This is a genomic window from Pseudomonas kielensis, from assembly GCF_030505375.1.
Taxonomy (GTDB): domain Bacteria; phylum Pseudomonadota; class Gammaproteobacteria; order Pseudomonadales; family Pseudomonadaceae; genus Aquipseudomonas; species Aquipseudomonas kielensis.
The window spans coordinates 2,441,429-2,459,136 of sequence record NZ_CP130043.1; the positions used below are offsets into that span (position 1 = coordinate 2,441,429).

The window sequence follows — 17,708 nt, forward strand, 5'->3', positions numbered from 1 at the left end:
CCATGTTGCCATTCACTGAGGGAGCGGGCTTGCCTGCGAGGACGGGCTGACTGACGCTGAAGAACGGTCAGCCCGCCGCCTCGACGGTCCCGATGAAATTCGCCAGCTCCGCCGTCTGCGGTTGGGCAAACAGCGTCTTTGGATCGCCCACTTCATGCACTTTGCCCTGGTGCATGAACACCAACTTGTCCCCCACCTCCCGGGCGAAGCGCATTTCGTGGGTGACCATGATCAGTGTCATGCCTTCCTTGGCCAGTTGCCGGACCACGCTCAGCACTTCGTTGACCAGTTCCGGGTCCAGGGCCGAGGTGATCTCGTCACACAGCAACACCTTCGGCGACATCGCCAGCGCCCGGGCAATGGCTACCCGCTGCTGCTGTCCACCGGACAGGCGATCCGGGAAAGCATCGAACTTCTCACCCAGCCCGACCCGCTCGAGCATCTGGCGTGCCAGTTCGGCGGCCTTGGCTTTGGGCACTTTTTGCACCACTTGTGGCGCGAGCATCACGTTCTCGCCCACCGTCAGGTGCGGGAACAGGTTGAACTGCTGAAACACCATCCCGACCTTCTGCCGCAGGCTGCGCAGGTCGGCGCGGGCTGCGTCCAGGTATTCGCCATCGACTTCGATGACCCCATCGTTGATCGACTCCAGGCCGTTAAGCGTGCGCAACAACGTGGATTTACCCGAGCCACTGCGGCCGATGATTGCTACCACCTGGCCTTCCTCGATGCTCAGGTCGATGCCTTTGAGCACATGGTGATCGCCGTAGTATTTATGCAGGGCGGAAATTCTAAGCAGAGGCATGCAGTCTCCTTTCCAGGTAGCGCGCGCTGAGCGACAAGGGGTAGCAGAGCAGGAAGTAGCCGAGGGCAACGAGGCCGTAGACCATGAAGGGTTCAAACGTAGCGTTGGCGAGCATGCCGCCGGTCTTCGTCAGTTCGGTGAAGCCGATGATCGACGTCACAGCAGTGCCTTTGACCACTTGCACCGAAAAGCCCACGGTCGGCGCCACGCCGATGCGCAGTGCCTGCGGCAGAATCACATAGCGCAATTGTTCCAACGGGGTGAGCGCCAGGCTCGACGAGGCTTCCCACTGGCCATTGGGGATCGAGTCGACGCAACCGCGCCAGATCTCCGCCAGATAGGCGCTGGTGAACAGCGTCAGGGCGACCGCAGCGGCCATCCACGGGGAAATATCCACGCCAGCCAATGCCACCCCGAAAAACACCAGAAACAGCTGCATCAGCAACGGTGTGCCCTGGAACAGCTCGATGTAGGTCCGCGCGACGCTGCGCAGCAGGGGTTTGCTGGAGATGCGCAGCACCATGACCAGCAGGCCGATGATGCCGCCGCCGATAAACGCCACCAGAGACAGCAACAGCGTCCATTGCAGGCCCGTGAGCAGGTTGCGCACGATGTCCCAGAAAGTGAAGTCGCTCATCGGCTGCTCCTCGAAATGTAACGTGTCCCGATCCAGTTCAGCAGTTGGCGGATCAACAAGGCCATGCACAAATACAGCAGCGTGGTCAGGGCGTAGGTCTCAAAGGCGCGGAAGTTGCGAGACTGAATGAAGTTGGCGGCGAAGGTCAGCTCCTCGGTGGCGATCTGTGAACACACCGCCGAACCCAGCATGACGATGATGATCTGGCTGCTCAGGGCGGGCCAGACCTTGCCCAGCGCCGGCAGCAATACAACATGGCGGAACGCCTCGAAGCGCGTCATCGCCAACGCGGCGGCGGCTTCCAGTTGACCGCGGGGGATCGCTTGAATGCCGGCGCGGATGATCTCGGTCGAATAAGCGCCGAGGTTGATCACCATCGCCAGCACCGCCGCCTGCCATTCGGATATCTGTACGCCCAGTGACGGCAGGCCGAAGAAGATGAAAAACAACTGCACCAGAAACGGTGTGTTGCGGATCAATTCGACGTAGACCGCGAAAATCCCGGAAAACGGACGAATGTTCCACGCCCGCACCAACGCCCCGATGATGCCCAGCCCGACGCCGAGCACCGCGCCGATGGCCGTCAGCTCAAGGGTGAACAACGCACCGCGCAACAACAGATCGGTGTTGGTTATCACCGGCAAAAAATCGAACTGATAAGCCATAACGTGTCTCCTGCGCGCCGGATCAGAGGTCGGCCGGCAGCGGTTCTTTGAGCCAGGTCAGGGCATTCTTTTGCAGTGCGCCATCACCCTTGGCGGTGATCAGGATCTGATTGACCTTGTCCAGCAGCGCCGGCTCGTTCTTGTTCACGCCCACGTAGACGGGTGAGTCCTTGAGTTTCACTTTCAGTGCCGGCACGCGTTTCGGGCTTTTTTCGCTGATTGCCACCATCACCACGTTGCCGCTGGCGATCAGGTCGACTTGCCCTGCCAGGTAGGCGGCGATGGTCGAGTTGTTGTCTTCGAAGCGCTTGATGGTCGCGCCTGGCGGGGCAACTTTAGTCAGCTCGATGTCTTCGATGGCGCCACGGGTGACGCTGATGGTTTTGCCTTTGAGGTCGTCCAGGCCCTTGATGTCGGCGTCTGGCGGGCCGAACACGGCGAGGTAGAACGGCGCGTAGGCGCGGGAAAAATCGATGACCTTCTCACGCTCCGGGTTCTTGCCCAGGCTGGAGATCACCAGGTCGACTTTGCCAGTGGTCAGGAATGGAATGCGGTTGGTGCTGTTGACCGGGGTCAGTTCGAGTTTGACGTTGAGCTGCTCGGCCAGCAGTTTCGCGGTGTCGATGTCCAGGCCGCGCGGCTTCATGTCCGGCCCGACCGAACCGAAGGGTGGGAAGTCCTGTGGCACGGCCACCTTGAGGATGCCGCGCTTGACCACATCTTCCAGGCCGTCGGCGTGGGCGGGTGCCTGGATCAGCATCAGGCTGGTGAACAAGGCTGCGAGGAGGGCGCTGTAACGCTGGATCATGGCAAATCTCCGACTCTTCGATTAGTGATTTCTGCGGATCGACAGAGCACGGGACATGCCAACATGGGGTTTCGGGGTGGCCAGGGCACGGTTTTACTGGCGTTGAACGGTCTTACTGGTCTGAACAGTCAGGTTGGATTTCGCACCCCGATAGCGCATCCGTGGAACTCGACGAACCCCCATGGGGCGCGACTTGCCGGGCGCCTCGAATAGCTTTACAACTGGGCGCACATTGGCCTGGTTTGTATGGAAAACCATGAATTCGATCTCCCGCGCCGTACCCGAAGTGGCGCTCCAAGCGATCCGCAAACTGATCACCGAGCAGGGCTTCAAGCCGGGGGAGGCGCTGCCCTCGCAACGAGACCTGGCGCTGCGGTTGGGGGTCAGTCGGGCGTCGCTGCGCGAGGCGTTGTCATCGCTGAGTGCGCTGGGAGTCATCAGCATCCAGCCAGGCAAAGGTGTGTTCGTGCAGTCGCCGCAGGCGTTGCCGCGGGGTGACTCGGCGCCGGCCTGGCCATTCGCGGCGCAGGCGTCGCCGCTGGATATCTTCCAGCTGCGTTATGCGCTGGAAGGGTTTTCTGCAGGGTTGGCGGCCGTGACCTTGAGCACCGAGGCGCTTGATGCGCTGGAAGACAACGTTGCCGCCATGCGCATTGAACTCAAGTGCGGTGACTTCGAGGCCGCCGCGCGGCTGGATTTCGAATTTCACCGCAGCATTCTGCTGGCCAGCGGCAATCAGGCGATGCTGAGCATTCTGACCGCCAGTGCCGATATCTTCCTCGAGAGCCAGAAGCTACCGTTCATCCGGGCCGAGCGGGCCATGGAAACCTGGCAGGAGCACCGCAAAATCCTTCGCGCACTGGCTCGCCGAGCGTCAGGCGCGGCACAGAGGGCCATGCACGAACACGTGCGCAACGCCGCGCTACGCACCGGAATCGCTTTCGTCGCTCCCGCCACCGCCTGACTTGAGCTATACCCAAACTCACGCAACACCATAGCGAGACTCAATCAACTGCGGCTTCCTGAACGAGGGAAGGGCGGCTATGATGGGCCACGTTTTTTTGCTTACAACCTGGAGACTTCCATGAGCAGCGATCTTATCAAACACGTTAGCGACGCTAGCTTCGAAGCTGACGTACTCAAGGCCGAAGGTGCTGTACTGGTCGACTACTGGGCTGAGTGGTGCGGTCCATGCAAAATGATCGCTCCGGTCCTGGACGAAATCGCTGAGACCTACAAAGGCAAGCTGACCGTTGCCAAGCTGAACATCGACGAAAACCAGGAAACCCCGGCCAAGCACGGCGTGCGTGGTATCCCGACGCTGATGCTGTTCAAGAACGGCAACGTCGAAGCCACCAAGGTCGGTGCGCTGTCGAAGTCGCAACTGGCTGCCTTCCTCGACGCCAACATCTAAGCGTCGTTGCCTGCAGCACCGAAAAGCCCCGCAAATTGCGGGGCTTTTTCGTTATAGAGGGCTAGACGCTCCGAAACTCAGGTGGTACATTCGGCCCCGCACTGGTTTCTCCATTGCCCCCTGCTAGCCGTCGCCGACGCACTCCTTTTCGAATAAGTACGCGATCCTGTCGCCTTCTCTGCGGCGCGGCCTCATTAAGCCAAAAGCTTAATTTCCCCCCCCTCCATAAATGATTACGTCATTCCTATATGAATCTGACTGAACTCAAGCAAAAGCCGATTACCGAACTGCTCGAATTGGCCGAACAGATGGGCATAGAAAATATGGCCCGTTCGCGCAAGCAGGACGTGATTTTCTCCCTGCTGAAAAAGCACGCGAAAAGCGGCGAGGAAATCTCCGGTGATGGCGTGCTGGAGATCCTCCAGGACGGCTTCGGCTTCCTGCGCTCTGCAGACGCTTCCTATCTCGCCGGCCCAGACGATATCTACGTCTCGCCGAGCCAGATCCGCCGTTTCAACTTGCGCACCGGTGACACCATCGTTGGCAAGATCCGCCCTCCAAAGGAAGGCGAGCGTTACTTCGCACTGCTCAAGGTCGACACGATCAACTTCGATCGTCCGGAGAACGCGAAGAACAAGATTCTCTTCGAGAACCTGACCCCGCTGTTCCCGACCGTGCGCATGAAGATGGAAGCCGGCAACGGTTCCACCGAAGACTTGACCGGTCGTGTCATCGACCTGTGCGCCCCGATCGGCAAAGGCCAGCGCGGTCTGATCGTTGCACCGCCCAAAGCCGGTAAGACGATCATGCTGCAAAACATCGCAGCGAACATCGCCCGTAACAACCCGGAAGTTCATCTGATCGTGCTGCTGATCGACGAGCGTCCGGAAGAAGTAACCGAAATGCAGCGCACCGTGCGCGGCGAAGTGGTTGCCTCGACGTTCGACGAGCCGCCAACCCGCCACGTGCAGGTTGCCGAAATGGTCATCGAGAAGGCCAAGCGCCTGGTTGAACACAAGAAAGACGTGGTCATCCTGCTCGACTCCATCACCCGTCTGGCACGTGCCTACAACACCGTGATCCCGAGACTCCGGCAAGGTTCTGACCGGTGGTGTCGATGCCCACGCCCTGGAGAAACCAAAACGTTTCTTCGGCGCGGCACGGAACATCGAAGAAGGCGGTTCGCTGACCATCATCGCCACCGCGCTGGTTGAAACCGGCTCGAAGATGGACGAAGTGATCTACGAAGAGTTCAAGGGTACCGGCAACATGGAACTGCCCCTGGACCGCAAAATCGCTGAAAAACGCGTCTTCCCGGCGATCAACATCAACCGTTCCGGCACCCGCCGCGAAGAGTTGCTGACTGCCGACGACGAGTTGCAGCGCATGTGGATCCTGCGCAAGCTCCTGCATCCAATGGATGAAGTGGCTGCCATCGAGTTCCTGGTCGACAAGCTGAAACAGACCAAGACCAACGATGAGTTCTTCCTGTCGATGAAACGCAAGTAAGTCGAGCGGGACCGCAAGAGCCGGGGAAACCCGGCTTTTTGCTATCTGACTTTTCATGATCTGAGCTGTCACTATTTTGAACCGTCGGGTTCGGCGCTAAACTCATGCCCCCGAACGCCACGGCCAAGCGAGGCTAACGCATGCAGTATCGCGACTTGCGCGACTTTATCAGCGGCCTGGAACAGCGCGGCGAACTCAAGCGCATCCAGGTTCCAGTGTCCCCTGTGCTGGAAATGACCGAGGTTTGCGATCGCACTCTGCGGGCCAAGGGGCCGGCGCTGCTGTTCGAAAACCCCACCGGCTACGACATCCCGGTGCTCGGCAACCTGTTTGGCACGCCTGAGCGCGTGGCCCTGGGCATGGGCGCCGAAGCGGTCAGCGAACTGCGCGAAATCGGCAAGCTGCTGGCCTTCCTCAAGGAGCCGGAGCCGCCGAAGGGGCTCAAGGACGCCTGGTCCAAGCTGCCGATCTTCCGCAAGATCATTGCCATGGCGCCCAAGGTGGTCAAGGACGCGGTGTGCCAGGAAGTGGTCATCGAGGGCGACGACGTCGACCTGGCGATGCTGCCCGTGCAGACCTGCTGGCCGGGCGATGTCGGCCCGCTCATCACCTGGGGCCTGACGGTCACCAAGGGGCCAAACAAGGACCGCCAGAACCTGGGCATCTATCGCCAGCAAGTGATTGGCCGCAACAAGGTCATCATGCGCTGGCTGAGCCACCGTGGCGGCGCGCTGGACTACCGCGAATGGTGCGAGAAGCACCCGGGCCAGCCGTTCCCGGTGTCCGTGGCCCTGGGGGCCGACCCTGCGACCATTCTCGGCGCGGTGACGCCCGTGCCGGACAGCCTGTCCGAGTACGCGTTCGCCGGGCTGCTGCGCGGTAACCGCACCGAACTGGTGAAGTGCCGTGGCAACGACCTGCAAGTACCGGCCACGGCTGAAATCATCCTCGAAGGCGTGATCCATCCGGGTGAAATGGCCGACGAAGGTCCCTATGGCGATCACACCGGCTATTACAACGAAGTCGACAGCTTCCCGGTGTTCACGGTCGAGCGCATCACCCACCGCATCAAGCCGATCTACCACAGCACCTACACCGGCCGGCCGCCAGATGAGCCGGCGATTCTCGGCGTGGCGCTCAATGAAGTGTTCGTTCCGATCCTGCAAAAGCAGTTCCCGGAGATCACCGACTTCTACCTGCCGCCCGAAGGTTGCTCGTACCGTATGGCGGTGGTGACCATGAAGAAGCAGTACCCGGGCCACGCCAAGCGGGTAATGTTGGGTGTCTGGTCGTTTTTGCGACAGTTCATGTACACCAAGTTCGTTATCGTCACTGACGACGATATCAACGCCCGCGACTGGAACGACGTGATCTGGGCCATCACCACGCGCATGGACCCCAAGCGCGATACGGTGATGATCGACAACACGCCGATCGACTACCTGGACTTCGCCTCGCCGGTTTCCGGCCTGGGCTCGAAGATGGGGCTCGATGCCACGCATAAATGGCCGGGTGAAACCACCCGCGAGTGGGGCCGGGTTATCGTCAAGGATGAGGCGGTGACGCGCCGGATCGATGCCATCTGGAATCAGTTAGGAATAGATTGATGCGTGTAACCTTGCAGCCGTCCGGAGCAGTGCTTGAGATACTGCCCGGCGAGCGGATTCTCGATGGGGCGCGGCGCCTGGGCTACGACTGCCCACAAAGCTGCCGCAACGGCAATTGCCACGTGTGCGCGGCGCTGCTGGTCGAAGGCCGGGTCGAGCAGGCCGCAGAGGTGCGCGACCACGGCGAGTTCTACACTTGCATAGCAGCGCCGCTGGAAGACTGCATCGTATTGTGGGATGGCGTCCTAGCGTTGGGAGAACTGCCGGTGCGCAGCGTGTCGTGTCAGGTGATTGAGTGCGTGGACGTGGGTGGCGATACCTGGCGGATACGCTTGCGCGCGCCGGCAGGCAAGCCGCCGCGCTATCACGCCGGCCAGTACCTGATGATCGAACGGGAAAACGGTGAAAAGTCGGCGTTTTCCCTGGCCTCGGCGCCCCATTCGGGGCGTGACCTGGAAATCCACGTGCTGGCCCGCGAAGCCAGTGCCCTGAGCCTGATCGAGCAGTTGCAGCGCAACCGCATGGCCAGGGTCGAGCTGCCATTCGGCGATACCCACCTGGCTGAGTTGCCGGAGGGGCCGCTGGTGCTGATTGCGGCCGGTACCGGCATGGGTCAGATCCACAGCCTGCTGGAACACTGCCGGGCCAAGGGCTTCAAGTACCCGGTGCACCTGTACTGGGGCGTGCGCCGCCCGGAAGACTTCTACCAGATGGAACATTGGGACGAGTGGCTGAAGTTGCCCAACCTGTTCCTGCACCAGGTGGTCAGCGACCTGTGTGGCTGGGAAGGGCGTTGCGGCATGTTGCATGAAGCGGTCTGCCAGGACTTCCCCGACCTCAAGCCCCTGCATGTCTACGCCAGCGGTTCGCCGGCGATGGTCTATGGCACGTTGGACGCCTTGGTCGAAGCCGGCATGGACGCCCACCAAATGCGCGCCGACGTATTTGCATACGCGCCTCGCTCTTGAGCCACGCTCTTGAGCCTCTATCTTGATCCTCGCTCTTGATCCTCGACCTTGATCCGCAATCGCGGATCAAGGTCTTCCCCACAATCCCCCCGTCTAAAACCGCACCCCCGTGGTCACCATCGCCGCGTTGAAACCGAGCAGAATCAGCTCGGCGGCGACCGGTCCGTAATAGGTTCCAAGCGATGGGATGACGACCGGTGCAATGCCGTAGCGATTGAGCGGGATTTTGTTCTGGTACTTGCCGTGATAGCCCTCCAGTAATCCGCCCGTGAGCTTTACATAAAGGGGATAGTCCGCACTGGCATAACGTCGACCGCCGTAGGCGTAATAAGCCCGCTGGTCGAATGAATTGAGAAAGGTTGCCCCACCCAACAGCCAGCCAGAAGTGTCGTGGTACTCCAGGCCAATCAACTGCTGGTGATTATTGTGCTCGGGGTCGGGGGAGAAGTGTCGGGTATACACACTGGTTTGCAGGTACCACGGCCCTTGGCCCGTGGGTTGCGGGACTTCCTGCCCCCACGCCAGGGCAGTTTGAGTGAATGCCAGAAGCAGGCAGATCCAGGTTGTGTTCATCGTTCGCTCCCTGGGTGCGGTTGGACTTGCACGGCAGCAGGCCTTTATACCGGGTCGCTCCTGTAACCAGGCTGAACACGTTGCCGGGGGCGTGGCAAAGGTCGTGTTATGGGCAGCGCGAGCATTGGCTCGAATCGCTTATGGTTAGCTCATAACGGTATTTAAGATCACTTCCAAATGGCGTTAGGCTATATACCCGCCAATATTTAACTTTGTTGTTCGGGAAAGTGCTGAGTTCTTAGTGCTTTGCGCGTTGTATTTACAGTTTTACCTTCAGTTGAGCTAAAGTTAATTACATCTTGCAACATGTGTGGGGGCGATCGTTTTTATCATGACAGCCATTGAATCCGACATTCTCGATCTGGCTTACCCTCCGCGACTTGATCTGGGTGCGCAATTGACGCGCGAGCAGCTGTTGCACTCGATGCACTCCACCATGGCCCTGCACAAAGGTGGGCCGGTCTGGTTGTTCGCCTATGGCTCGTTGATCTGGCGTCCCGAGTGCACCGCCGTCGAGCGGGTGCGCGGTCGCGTGCATGGCTACCATCGTGGTCTGTACCTGTGGTCCCACGAACACCGGGGCACGCCGGAGTTGCCAGGGCTGGTGTTTGGTCTGGATCGCGGCGGTTCCTGCAGTGGTTTTGCCTACCGCTTGCCCGAGGAGAAACTGGAAGCGTCGTTGTACGCCTTGTGGCAACGCGAAATGCCGGTCCCTTCGTACCGTCCGCACTGGCTCAATTGCCGTCTGGAAGATGGCAGCAAGGTTCAGGCATTGGGTTTTGTCCTGGAGCGGCACCTGCCCAGCTATGCCGGCAACTTGCCGGACCATGTGCTCAGCCAGGTCTTTGAAAGTGCCAGCGGACGCTACGGCAGCACGCGCGAATATGTTGAGCAGACCGTCAGCGCCCTGCGTAGCCACGCCATGCCAGACCGGAATCTGGAGGCGCGGCTCAAGCGTTGCGGCTCATCCAGGGATCAGGCGATAGCTTCGCGGCCCTGACTGGCGATTTGCTTGTGGCGCAGGGTGGGCGCCAGGAATGCCATGGCCAGGGAGAAGTTTTTGCGCAGCAGGTAGTAGCCTGCATAGCCAATGAAAATCCCGGCGAAAATCTGCCAGCGCAAGCGCCGGTAAGTGCTGTCAACGTCTTCTTCAGGCAAGGGGGCCTGATGGGCGGCAGGGCGAAAAAAAGCAAACATTCAAGAGCTCCAAATTTCTTGTTTTGACTGCGGATGCGAATGTTACAGTTTCGTTACCGAAAATAGCACTGCATCTCATCCGCAAAACAGTCGCAAACGAACAAAGTCGCGTGTTCTTTTATGAACATGTCGCTCAGATATAACTGAAGGGCGGTGTAGGAGATTTCTCCGGAGCTGAACGCCGGCGGTCGCCTGGTAAAAAACAGCAATGATTTGGGAGACTTCCTGCGAGTCGGTCGGAAGTCGGGGGATGGGGCCTCAGAACCCTTCGCCGTAACCTTTTGCGCAGGTGCCAACGCTGGCACGGAAATCGCGGAGGGTGACATGCGTTGGTTGGGTTTGCTTTTGATCTGGTGTATTTCGAGTGACGTTTTGGCCGGGGAGTTGTTCCTGATTCCAGAGGACACGCCCAAACCGGTTTATCCCCGGGCGTTGCATAGGGCGGGGATCAGCGGTGAGGTACGGGTTGGTTTTACGGTGCAGGCCGATGGTTCGGTGGACCGGGTCAGGATTCTCCAAAGCGTTCACCCGGATCTGAGCGCGGTCAGTAAAAAAGCGATCGAGCAGTGGCGCTTCAAGCCCTGGACGGTGAGCAAGGAGAAGCCGGCTGAACTGGAAATCATCGCGCCGATGCAGTTCCATCTGGATGACCCGACCGGCCTCAACCAATGGCTCAAAGAGGTGAAATGCCGAGAGATCAACCCGGATTTCGCCCGTACCGCCGATTACCAGTGGGTCGACCTCGCCGCGTTCCGATACACCCGGGCGTATCTGTCGAGTGGCTTTTTCCAGCATCAATGGACGACACAAGAGCGCCTGGCCATGATCGCCAGGCTGAACAAGCAAGCGCACATGATCGCCAGGCGCTGCCTGGACTACCCCGCATCGAGGTTCGTGCGGTTTCTGCCGGAGGAGATTCGCAAGGTGCTTTAGCCGGCGGGCACTGCGCAGCGTTGTCAGCTGTGCAGAGCACGCCATCGACTCAGCGAACCTGCACCACCACCTTGCCCACCGCCTTGCGCTGGCCCAGATCATTGATGGCCTGGGCCGCGTTGGCCAAAGGATAGACCTGCGACACCAGCGGCTTGAGTTTGCCTTCGGCAAACCAGCCGAACAGTTGCTGGAAGTTCGCCGCGTTGTCCTGCGGTTGGCGTTGGGCGAACGAGCCCCAGAACACGCCGACCACGGCAGCGCCCTTGAGCAGGGCGAGGTTCACCGGCAATTCGGGGATGCGCCCGCTGGCGAAACCGACCACCAGCAGGCGGCCGTTCCAGGCGATGGACCGGATGGCCTGGTCGAACAGGTCGCCGCCGACCGGGTCGTAGATCACGTCGGCGCCCTGGCCGTCGGTCAGGCGCTTGATTTCGTCCTTGAGGCTGGTTTCGCTGTAGTTGATCAGTTCATCGGCGCCGGCCGCCTTGGCCACCGCCAGCTTCTCGGCGCTGCTGGCCGCGGCGATGACCCGGGCACCCATGGCCTTGCCGATTTCCACGGCAGCCAGGCCCACACCGCCGGATGCACCCAGCACCAGCAGGGTTTCCCCCGGCTGCAGGTGGCCGCGTTGTTTGAGCGCGTGCATCGAAGTGCCGTAGGTCATGCTGAAGGCGGCGGCGGTGTTGAAGTCCATGGACGGCGGGATCGGCAGCACGTTGTAGCCCGGCACCGCGACCTCCTCGGCAAAGCTGCCCCAGCCGGTCAGCGCCATGACCCGGTCGCCAACCTTGAGGTGGCTGACCTTTTCGCCCACCGCGCTGACCACTCCGGCCGCTTCCCCGCCCGGGGAAAACGGGAAGGGTGGCTTGAACTGGTATTTGCCCTCGATGATCAGCGTGTCCGGAAAGTTGACCCCGGCGGCGTGCACTTGCAGGAGGATTTCGTTCTTCTTGGCGACAGGACTGGCGACTTCTTCCAGCACCAGCGATTCGGCAGGGCCGAAGGCTTTGCACAGCACGGCTTTCATCAGGGCTATTCCTTTGGGAGTGATGGCCGATAAGTGTAGGTGGGTGAGTCAAGGGGTCAACGAGCATGCCCCACCCTGATAGCCGCCCATAAGCTTTGCGCTTGGGCGCATGGGGGTGGATGGTTATGCTAGGCCGCAAACCGGATAAGGAGCGAAGTGTGAAAGCGTGGATCATGTTGATGCTGGCCCTGTCGCTGCCTGTGGCAGTGCAGGCCGAAGAAGCCAAAGAGGGCGAAGCGCCGAAGGTCAGCTACATCAGCCTGAGCCCGCCGTTCGTGGGCAATTACGGCCTGGATGGCACGACCAGGCTCAAGGTCTATAAAGCCGATGTGGCGCTGCGGGTCACGGGCGAGGAAGCCGCCAAGGCGGTCAAGGCCAATGAACCGTTGATTCGTAACCAACTGGTGGCGCTGTTCGGCCAGCAGACGACCGAGACCATGAACAACGTCGAAGCCAAGGAAAAGCTGCGCCAGGAAGCCCTGAAGCAGACCCAGCAAGTGATGAACGACGAAACCGGCAAGCCGATGGTGGACGATCTGTTGTTCAACAACCTGATCATCCAGTAATGCTGGATCTGTAGGAGCGAGTGCCCGCTTGCGGCCTGCTCGCGATAGCGGTGCATCGAGCGCCATCGATGGTGAATGCACCGCCCCCGTCGCGAGCAAGCTCGCTCCCACAGGGATTCTGGGTGTTCGCAGATTTTGCATACAACCACCAAACCTGCGTGGGAGCGAGCGGGCTCGCGATGGCGGTCTGTCAGGACGTCAGGCTCTTGCGAAACCGGGCCAGGGCAATCGCAAAGAACACCAGGCCGATCACGGCCAGTGCCAGCACGTCGGGCCAGACGACGTCGAGTGCGGCATCGCGGAACAGGATCGCGGCACTGAGGCTGACGAAGTGGGTGGAGGGCGAGCCCTGCATGACCCACTGCAGCCATTGCGGCATGCTGTCCAGCGGGGTGCTCCCGCCCGAGAGCAGCAACATCGGAATGATCACCGGAATCGCCAGCAGGCCGAACTGCGGCGTCGAGCGGGCCAGGGTTGCGAGAAAAATCCCCAGCGCCGTGCTGGCGAACAGATACAGCGCCGTCACCAGCAGGAACAGTCCCAGGGAGCCTGCCAGCGGAACCCCCAACAGCCCTTTGACCACCACCTCCAGTGACACCCAGGTGCACAGCACCACCACCAGCATATTGCTGCCGATTTTCGCCAGCATGATTTCCAGCGCCGTCAGCGGCAGCACCAGCAAATGGTCGAGGGTGCCGTGTTCGCGCTCGCGCAGCAGCGCGGTGCCGGTCAGGATGATGGCGAGGATGGTGATGTTGTTGACGATCTGGATCACCGCCAGGAACCAGCCACCCTCCAGGTTGGTGTTGAACAGCGCGCGGGTGGTCAGCAGGGCCGGTGCCTGGCTGGCCGTGTCCGCCTGCCCGCCGTAGTTGAGCAGTTCGCGCTGGAAGATCCGCCCGATGTAGCCAGCCCCCATGAACGCCTGGCTCATGGCGGTGGCGTCGACGTTGACCTGCACGGTCGGCGAGCGCCCTGCCAGCAGGTCGGCCTGGAAGTTGGCCGGCACGTTGATCACAAAGGTGTACTGGCCGCGGTCCATGACCTTGTCCAGCTGGTCGTACGGCAAGGGTACGGCGGGCTGGAACTGCGGCGGTTGCAGGGCGTCGGCGAGCTGGCGTGAGAGCTGGCTGTGGTCTTCGTCGACGAAGGCCACGCTGGCGTTGTTGACGCCAATCACCGAGCCGGCGGCGGGCATGTAGATCGCCACGCTGAAGGCGTACAGCAAGAACAGCAGCAGGACGCTGTCGTGGCGCAGGCTGGTGAGCTCCTTGAGCCCCAGGCGCAGGATGTGCGAGAGCTTGTGCATCAGACCTCCTGCTTCTTGAGCATGATCAGGCTCAACCCGGTGAATCCGAGGAAAAACCCGAACAGGGCCAAAAACTGTGGCCACAATTGGCGCACATCCAGGGCCTTGGTAAAGGTGCCGACGGCGATATCGAGGAAGTAGCCGGCCGGGAACAACTGCCCCATCAGCGCCGCAGCGCCTTCGAGCGAAGACCGCGGCACGATCAGGCCGGAGAACTGGATGGTCGGCAGGCTGGTGATAATCATGGTGCCGAGGATGGCGGCGATCTGGGTACGGGTGAACGCCGAAATCAGCAGGCCCATGCTGGTGGTCGCCAGTACATAGAGCAGGCCACCGAAGGCCAGGGTCAGGCCGCTGCCTTTGAACGGCACATCGAACAGCCAGCGGTTCATCGCCACCAGCAAACCCAGGTTGACCAGGCTCACGGCCAGGTATGGCGCCTGTTTGCCCAGCAGGAACTCCAGGCGGGTCAGTGGCGTGGCATAGAAGTTGGTGATCGAGCCCAGCTCTTTTTCCCGGACGATGCCCAGTGCGGTGAGCATGGCCGGAATGAACGCCAGGATCAGCGCCATGACGCCTGGGCCGATGGCGTTCACGCTCACCACGTCCTGGTTGTAGCGAAAGCGCGTTTCCAGCCTGGCCGCCGGGCGTTGGTTGAGCGCCGGGCTGCTTTGCGCGGCCAGTTGCTCGAGGTTGGCCTGGTGCACCGCCTGGACGTAGTTGCGGCTGGTCTCGGCGCGAAACGGCATGCCGCCGTCGAGCCAGGCGGCCACGGCCGGTTGGCGGCCGGCGTACAGATCGCGGCCGAAGCCTGGGGGGATCTCCAGTGCGAGCTTGATCTCCGAGCGTTGCAGGCGCTGGTGCAATTGCCGGGCGTCCTGGATGGGCGCTTGCTCGGCGAAGTAGCGCGAGCCGCGAAACGCTTCGAGGTAGGCGCGGCTTTGCGGGGTCTGGTCCTGGTCGTAGACGGCGAAAGCCAGTTTCTCGACGTCCAGGGAGATGCCGTAGCCAAAGATCACCATCATGAACAGGGCCCCGGCGAGGGCGAAGGCCAGGCGCACCTTGTCGCGCAGCAACTCCTTGCCCTCGCGGCTGGCCACGGCGATCAGCCGGCGCAGGCTGAATGCGCTGCCGCCCATCGGTGCAGGGCCTGTCGCGGCGCTGACCGCAGCGGGAGGCGGCGCTGCCGGGCTGGCGTCCTGGGCGTCTTGCAGGCAGCGCACGAAGGCGTCTTCCAGGGTGTCGCCGGCAAACTGCTGTTGCAGTGCCGCCGGGGTGTCGCAGGCCAGGACCTTGCCAGCGTGCATCAGCGAAATACGGTCACAGCGCTGGGCTTCGTTCATGAAGTGGGTCGACAGGAAGATCGTCACTCCTTGCTCGCGGGACAGCTCGATCAGCAGCCGCCAGAAATCATCCCGGGCCGCCGGGTCGACGCCGGAAGTCGGCTCGTCGAGGATCAGCACTTCCGGGCGATGCAGCACCGCGACCGCCAGTGACAAGCGCTGCCGCAAGCCCAGCGGCAGTGCCCCCGACTGTTGCCCGGCAATGCTGCCCAGGTCGAAGCGTTGGATCAGTTCCTCGATACGCGTCGCGCTCTGGGCCTTGGGCAAGTCGAACAGACGGGCGTGCAGCTCCAAGTTCTGGCGCACGCTGAGTTCGCCGTAGAGCGAGAAGCTCTGGGACATGAACCCGACCCGCTTGCGCGTGGCCAGGTCCTTGGCGTCCACCGGTCTGCCCAGCAGCGTGGCGCTGCCTTCGCTGGCCGGCATCAGGCCGGTGAGGACCTTCATGGTGGTGGTCTTGCCGCAGCCATTGGAGCCGAGGAAGCCGAAAATCTCGCCACGGCCGATGGCGAAGCTGACCTTGTCCACGGCCGTGAAGTCGCCGAAGCGCAGGGTCAGTTCGTGGGCCTGGATGGCGATGTCTTGGTTGTCGGGGGCGCGCGGTGGAATGACCAGGGGTTGGCTGCTGCGTTTGTGGTCACCTTGAAAGTAGGTGAAGGCATCGTCCAGTTTGCCGCTGGGGGTCACGGCCGCCAGGTCGCGGCTCAGGCCATCGGCGATCAGCTTGCCGGCGTCGAGCATCAGGCAGTGCTCGAACTGTTCGGCCTCTTCCATGTAAGCGGTGGCGACCAGCAGGGTCAGTTGTGGACGCTGGCGGCGGACATCCTCTACCAACTCCCAGAAGTGCCGGCGGGAAAGCGGGTCGACGCCGGTGGTCGGCTCATCGAGGATCAGCAAATCCGGCTCGTGGATCAGCGCGCAGCACAGGCCGAGCTTCTGTTTCATCCCGCCAGACAGCTTGCCCGCCGGCCGCTCGGCAAACCGTGCCAGGTCGGTGGCCAGCAACAGGCTGTGCATGCGTTGCTCGCATTCGTCCTTCGACAGGCCGAACAGGGTGGCGAAGAAGCGGATGTTCTCGTTGATCGACAGGTCCGGGTACAGGTTGCCGCCCAGGCCCTGGGGCATGAAGGCGATGCGCGGGTACAGGCTGTTGCGATGGCGGCGCTGGTCGATAGAGCCCCCCAGCACCTGCAGGTCGCCCTGTTGCAGCTTCTTCACCCCGGCAATCAGCCCCAGCAGGCTGGACTTGCCCGCACCATCGGGGCCGATCAGGCCGCAGCGTGTGCCGCCGGGCAGGCTGAAGGCAATGTCGATCAGTGCCTGTTGTGCACCGTAGGCATGGCACAGGCCGCTGGCCTGCAGCGCCAGGGCGCTCATTGCAGGTTGGCCGGCCAGTCCACCGTCGCCGTGCGCACATAACCGGCACCCGGCATCCCTGGTTTGGCCTCGGGCACGGCGGCCGGTTCAGTCAGTTTGAGTTTGACCCGGAACACCAGCTTTTGCCGCTCGTCACGGGTTTCCACTTCCTTGGGGGTGAACTGCGACTTAGCCGCCACAAAACTGATTCTGGCCGGCAATGGCCGGTCGGGCAGGGCGTCGAGCAGGATGCGCGCCTCGGCACCGACGGTCAGGCGTCCGGTGACCGAGGCCGGCAGATAGAGGTTCATGTACTGATCGCTCGGGTCGATCAGCAGCAGCACCCGGCCGCCGGCGCCGAGTACTTCGCCCGGTTCTGCCAGGCGCAGCTGGATCACCCCGTCAATCGGCGCCCGCAGGCTGCTGTCTTCGATCTCACTGTCCAGTTGGGCGACTTGCGCCTGGGCTGCGCCGATCGCCGCCTGCGCCGCCGCGACCTGGGCATTGGCGGCCTGGACCGCGGCATTGCCGGTATTCAGGCGGGCCTGTTGCTGGTCGATAATCTGCTGGCTGGCGTATCCGCGATTGAACAGTTCCCGTGAGCGCTTGATTTCCTGGCTGGCCAGCAGCAGTTCACTGTGGCGCAACTGCAGATTGGCCTCGGCCGCCGCGTAGTTTTGTCGGGCGCGCAGCACTTCGGCCTCGGCCTGGTTGCGCTGCGCCTCCAGCGTGCGGGTGTCCATGCGCGCCAGTAACTGGCCCTTGAGCACCTTGTCGCCCTCGTCGACATTTACGTCGGCGAGGCGTCCGGGGAGCTTGCTGGCAATCTGCACTTCGGTGGCTTCAAGCCGGCCATTGCCCATGCTCATGCCTTCGGGCAGGCGGTCGCTCAGGGATTTCCAATAGCCGAAACCGCCGGCGGCGACCAGCAGGACCATTAACGAAACGGCAAATAGACGGGATGAGCGATGGTTCGTCGACATGAGTGCAT

At 61.7% G+C, this 17,708-nt stretch carries 16 protein-coding genes and 2 pseudogenes; 8 read left to right on the forward strand and 10 right to left on the reverse strand.

Annotation, left to right across the window (positions count from 1 at the left end; genetic code table 11):
- Positions 1-67 precede the first annotated feature (67 nt).
- The 4 genes from Q1W70_RS11280 to Q1W70_RS11295 are packed head-to-tail and all read right to left on the reverse strand — an operon-like array spanning position 68 to position 2,915.
- On the reverse strand, positions 68-805 hold the full coding sequence (locus Q1W70_RS11280; protein WP_027616882.1) for an amino acid ABC transporter ATP-binding protein: 738 nt from the start codon (positions 803-805) through the stop codon (positions 68-70).
- Positions 792-1,442 (reverse strand): amino acid ABC transporter permease, encoded by a 651-nt coding sequence (locus Q1W70_RS11285; RefSeq protein WP_166589228.1) that lies wholly within the window; start codon positions 1,440-1,442, stop codon positions 792-794. Before Q1W70_RS11285 ends, Q1W70_RS11280 begins: the two co-directional genes overlap by 14 nt.
- Complete coding sequence (locus Q1W70_RS11290; RefSeq protein ID WP_166589227.1) at positions 1,439-2,107, reverse strand: amino acid ABC transporter permease; 669 nt, start codon at positions 2,105-2,107, stop codon at positions 1,439-1,441. Before Q1W70_RS11290 ends, Q1W70_RS11285 begins: the two co-directional genes overlap by 4 nt.
- A gap of 22 nt (positions 2,108-2,129) precedes the next feature.
- Positions 2,130-2,915 (reverse strand): transporter substrate-binding domain-containing protein, encoded by a 786-nt coding sequence (locus Q1W70_RS11295; protein WP_166589226.1) that lies wholly within the window; start codon positions 2,913-2,915, stop codon positions 2,130-2,132.
- A 256-nt stretch (positions 2,916-3,171) separates the two neighbouring features.
- Between Q1W70_RS11295 and Q1W70_RS11300 the strand changes: the two genes are divergently transcribed.
- The 5 genes and pseudogenes from Q1W70_RS11300 to Q1W70_RS11320 all read left to right on the forward strand — a co-directional run bounded on the left by Q1W70_RS11300 (position 3,172) and on the right by Q1W70_RS11320 (position 8,413).
- Positions 3,172-3,879: a FadR/GntR family transcriptional regulator gene (locus Q1W70_RS11300; protein WP_166589225.1), complete on the forward strand. Its 708-nt coding sequence runs from the start codon at positions 3,172-3,174 to the stop codon at positions 3,877-3,879.
- 120 nt (positions 3,880-3,999) lie between these two features.
- The gene (trxA, locus tag Q1W70_RS11305) at positions 4,000-4,329 is read left to right on the forward strand and encodes a thioredoxin TrxA (protein ID WP_003206727.1); all 330 of its coding nucleotides are present in this window, start codon (positions 4,000-4,002) and stop codon (positions 4,327-4,329) included.
- Positions 4,330-4,577: 248 nt separating this feature from the next.
- Positions 4,578-5,838 (forward strand): annotated as a pseudogene (rho, locus tag Q1W70_RS11310) (transcription termination factor Rho).
- A gap of 140 nt (positions 5,839-5,978) precedes the next feature.
- Positions 5,979-7,445 (forward strand): 4-hydroxy-3-polyprenylbenzoate decarboxylase, encoded by a 1,467-nt coding sequence (gene ubiD, locus Q1W70_RS11315; RefSeq protein WP_166589224.1) that lies wholly within the window; start codon positions 5,979-5,981, stop codon positions 7,443-7,445.
- Complete coding sequence (locus tag Q1W70_RS11320) at positions 7,445-8,413, forward strand: CDP-6-deoxy-delta-3,4-glucoseen reductase (RefSeq protein ID WP_166589223.1); 969 nt, start codon at positions 7,445-7,447, stop codon at positions 8,411-8,413. Before ubiD ends, Q1W70_RS11320 begins: the two co-directional genes overlap by 1 nt.
- A gap of 93 nt (positions 8,414-8,506) precedes the next feature.
- Here Q1W70_RS11320 and Q1W70_RS11325 read toward each other — a convergent pair whose 3' ends face one another.
- The gene (locus Q1W70_RS11325) at positions 8,507-8,986 is read right to left on the reverse strand and encodes a sn-glycerol-3-phosphate transporter (protein ID WP_166589222.1); all 480 of its coding nucleotides are present in this window, start codon (positions 8,984-8,986) and stop codon (positions 8,507-8,509) included.
- A gap of 331 nt (positions 8,987-9,317) precedes the next feature.
- On the opposite strand from Q1W70_RS11325, the gene Q1W70_RS11330 reads away from it, so the two are divergent.
- Positions 9,318-9,986 (forward strand): gamma-glutamylcyclotransferase, encoded by a 669-nt coding sequence (locus Q1W70_RS11330; protein WP_166589221.1) that lies wholly within the window; start codon positions 9,318-9,320, stop codon positions 9,984-9,986.
- 32 nt (positions 9,987-10,018) lie between these two features.
- Here Q1W70_RS11330 and glpT read toward each other — a convergent pair.
- Positions 10,019-10,183 (reverse strand): annotated as a pseudogene (glpT, locus tag Q1W70_RS11335) (glycerol-3-phosphate transporter); the annotation flags it as partial.
- A 324-nt stretch (positions 10,184-10,507) separates the two neighbouring features.
- Here glpT and Q1W70_RS11340 point away from each other — a divergent pair.
- Positions 10,508-11,116: an energy transducer TonB gene (locus Q1W70_RS11340; protein ID WP_166589219.1), complete on the forward strand. Its 609-nt coding sequence runs from the start codon at positions 10,508-10,510 to the stop codon at positions 11,114-11,116.
- Between the two features lie 49 nt (positions 11,117-11,165).
- Here the strand turns inward: Q1W70_RS11340 and Q1W70_RS11345 are convergent, their stop codons facing one another.
- Entirely contained in the window at positions 11,166-12,143 is a 978-nt protein-coding gene (locus Q1W70_RS11345; RefSeq protein ID WP_166589218.1) for an NADPH:quinone oxidoreductase family protein, read from the reverse strand.
- A gap of 158 nt (positions 12,144-12,301) precedes the next feature.
- Between Q1W70_RS11345 and Q1W70_RS11350 the strand changes: the two genes are divergently transcribed.
- The gene (locus tag Q1W70_RS11350; protein ID WP_166589217.1) at positions 12,302-12,709 is read left to right on the forward strand and encodes a flagellar basal body-associated protein FliL; all 408 of its coding nucleotides are present in this window, start codon (positions 12,302-12,304) and stop codon (positions 12,707-12,709) included.
- A 190-nt stretch (positions 12,710-12,899) separates the two neighbouring features.
- Here the strand turns inward: Q1W70_RS11350 and Q1W70_RS11355 are convergent, their stop codons facing one another.
- Genes Q1W70_RS11355 through Q1W70_RS11365 form a run of 3 tightly spaced genes read right to left on the reverse strand, consistent with a single transcriptional unit; the run spans position 12,900 to position 17,700 of the window.
- Positions 12,900-14,018 carry an ABC transporter permease gene (locus tag Q1W70_RS11355; protein WP_166589216.1) on the reverse strand — a complete coding sequence of 373 codons (1,119 nt, stop codon included), beginning with the start codon at positions 14,016-14,018 and terminating at the stop codon, positions 12,900-12,902.
- The gene (gene rbbA / locus Q1W70_RS11360; protein WP_182342816.1) at positions 14,018-16,738 is read right to left on the reverse strand and encodes a ribosome-associated ATPase/putative transporter RbbA; all 2,721 of its coding nucleotides are present in this window, start codon (positions 16,736-16,738) and stop codon (positions 14,018-14,020) included. Before rbbA ends, Q1W70_RS11355 begins: the two co-directional genes overlap by 1 nt.
- A complete protein-coding gene (locus tag Q1W70_RS11365; protein WP_166589214.1) occupies positions 16,735-17,700 on the reverse strand; it encodes an HlyD family secretion protein in 966 nt (321 codons plus the stop codon). Before Q1W70_RS11365 ends, rbbA begins: the two co-directional genes overlap by 4 nt.
- Positions 17,701-17,708 lie beyond the last annotated feature (8 nt).

What these genes read in the sequence shown, in the direction of transcription:
- Q1W70_RS11280 (WP_027616882.1), bottom strand. Translation starts at nt 805, where the DNA reads ATGCCTCTGCTTAGAATTTCCGCCCTGCATAAATACTACGGCGATCAC.
- Q1W70_RS11285 (WP_166589228.1), bottom strand. Translation starts at nt 1,442, where the DNA reads ATGAGCGACTTCACTTTCTGGGACATCGTGCGCAACCTGCTCACGGGC.
- Q1W70_RS11290 (WP_166589227.1), bottom strand. Translation starts at nt 2,107, where the DNA reads ATGGCTTATCAGTTCGATTTTTTGCCGGTGATAACCAACACCGATCTG.
- Q1W70_RS11295 (WP_166589226.1), bottom strand. Translation starts at nt 2,915, where the DNA reads ATGATCCAGCGTTACAGCGCCCTCCTCGCAGCCTTGTTCACCAGCCTG.
- Q1W70_RS11300 (WP_166589225.1), top strand. Translation starts at nt 3,172, where the DNA reads ATGAATTCGATCTCCCGCGCCGTACCCGAAGTGGCGCTCCAAGCGATC.
- trxA (WP_003206727.1), top strand. Translation starts at nt 4,000, where the DNA reads ATGAGCAGCGATCTTATCAAACACGTTAGCGACGCTAGCTTCGAAGCT.
- ubiD (WP_166589224.1), top strand. Translation starts at nt 5,979, where the DNA reads ATGCAGTATCGCGACTTGCGCGACTTTATCAGCGGCCTGGAACAGCGC.
- Q1W70_RS11320 (WP_166589223.1), top strand. Translation starts at nt 7,445, where the DNA reads ATGCGTGTAACCTTGCAGCCGTCCGGAGCAGTGCTTGAGATACTGCCC.
- Q1W70_RS11325 (WP_166589222.1), bottom strand. Translation starts at nt 8,986, where the DNA reads ATGAACACAACCTGGATCTGCCTGCTTCTGGCATTCACTCAAACTGCC.
- Q1W70_RS11330 (WP_166589221.1), top strand. Translation starts at nt 9,318, where the DNA reads ATGACAGCCATTGAATCCGACATTCTCGATCTGGCTTACCCTCCGCGA.
- Q1W70_RS11340 (WP_166589219.1), top strand. Translation starts at nt 10,508, where the DNA reads ATGCGTTGGTTGGGTTTGCTTTTGATCTGGTGTATTTCGAGTGACGTT.
- Q1W70_RS11345 (WP_166589218.1), bottom strand. Translation starts at nt 12,143, where the DNA reads ATGAAAGCCGTGCTGTGCAAAGCCTTCGGCCCTGCCGAATCGCTGGTG.
- Q1W70_RS11355 (WP_166589216.1), bottom strand. Translation starts at nt 14,018, where the DNA reads ATGCACAAGCTCTCGCACATCCTGCGCCTGGGGCTCAAGGAGCTCACC.
- rbbA (WP_182342816.1), bottom strand. Translation starts at nt 16,738, where the DNA reads ATGAGCGCCCTGGCGCTGCAGGCCAGCGGCCTGTGCCATGCCTACGGT.
- Q1W70_RS11365 (WP_166589214.1), bottom strand. Translation starts at nt 17,700, where the DNA reads ATGTCGACGAACCATCGCTCATCCCGTCTATTTGCCGTTTCGTTAATG.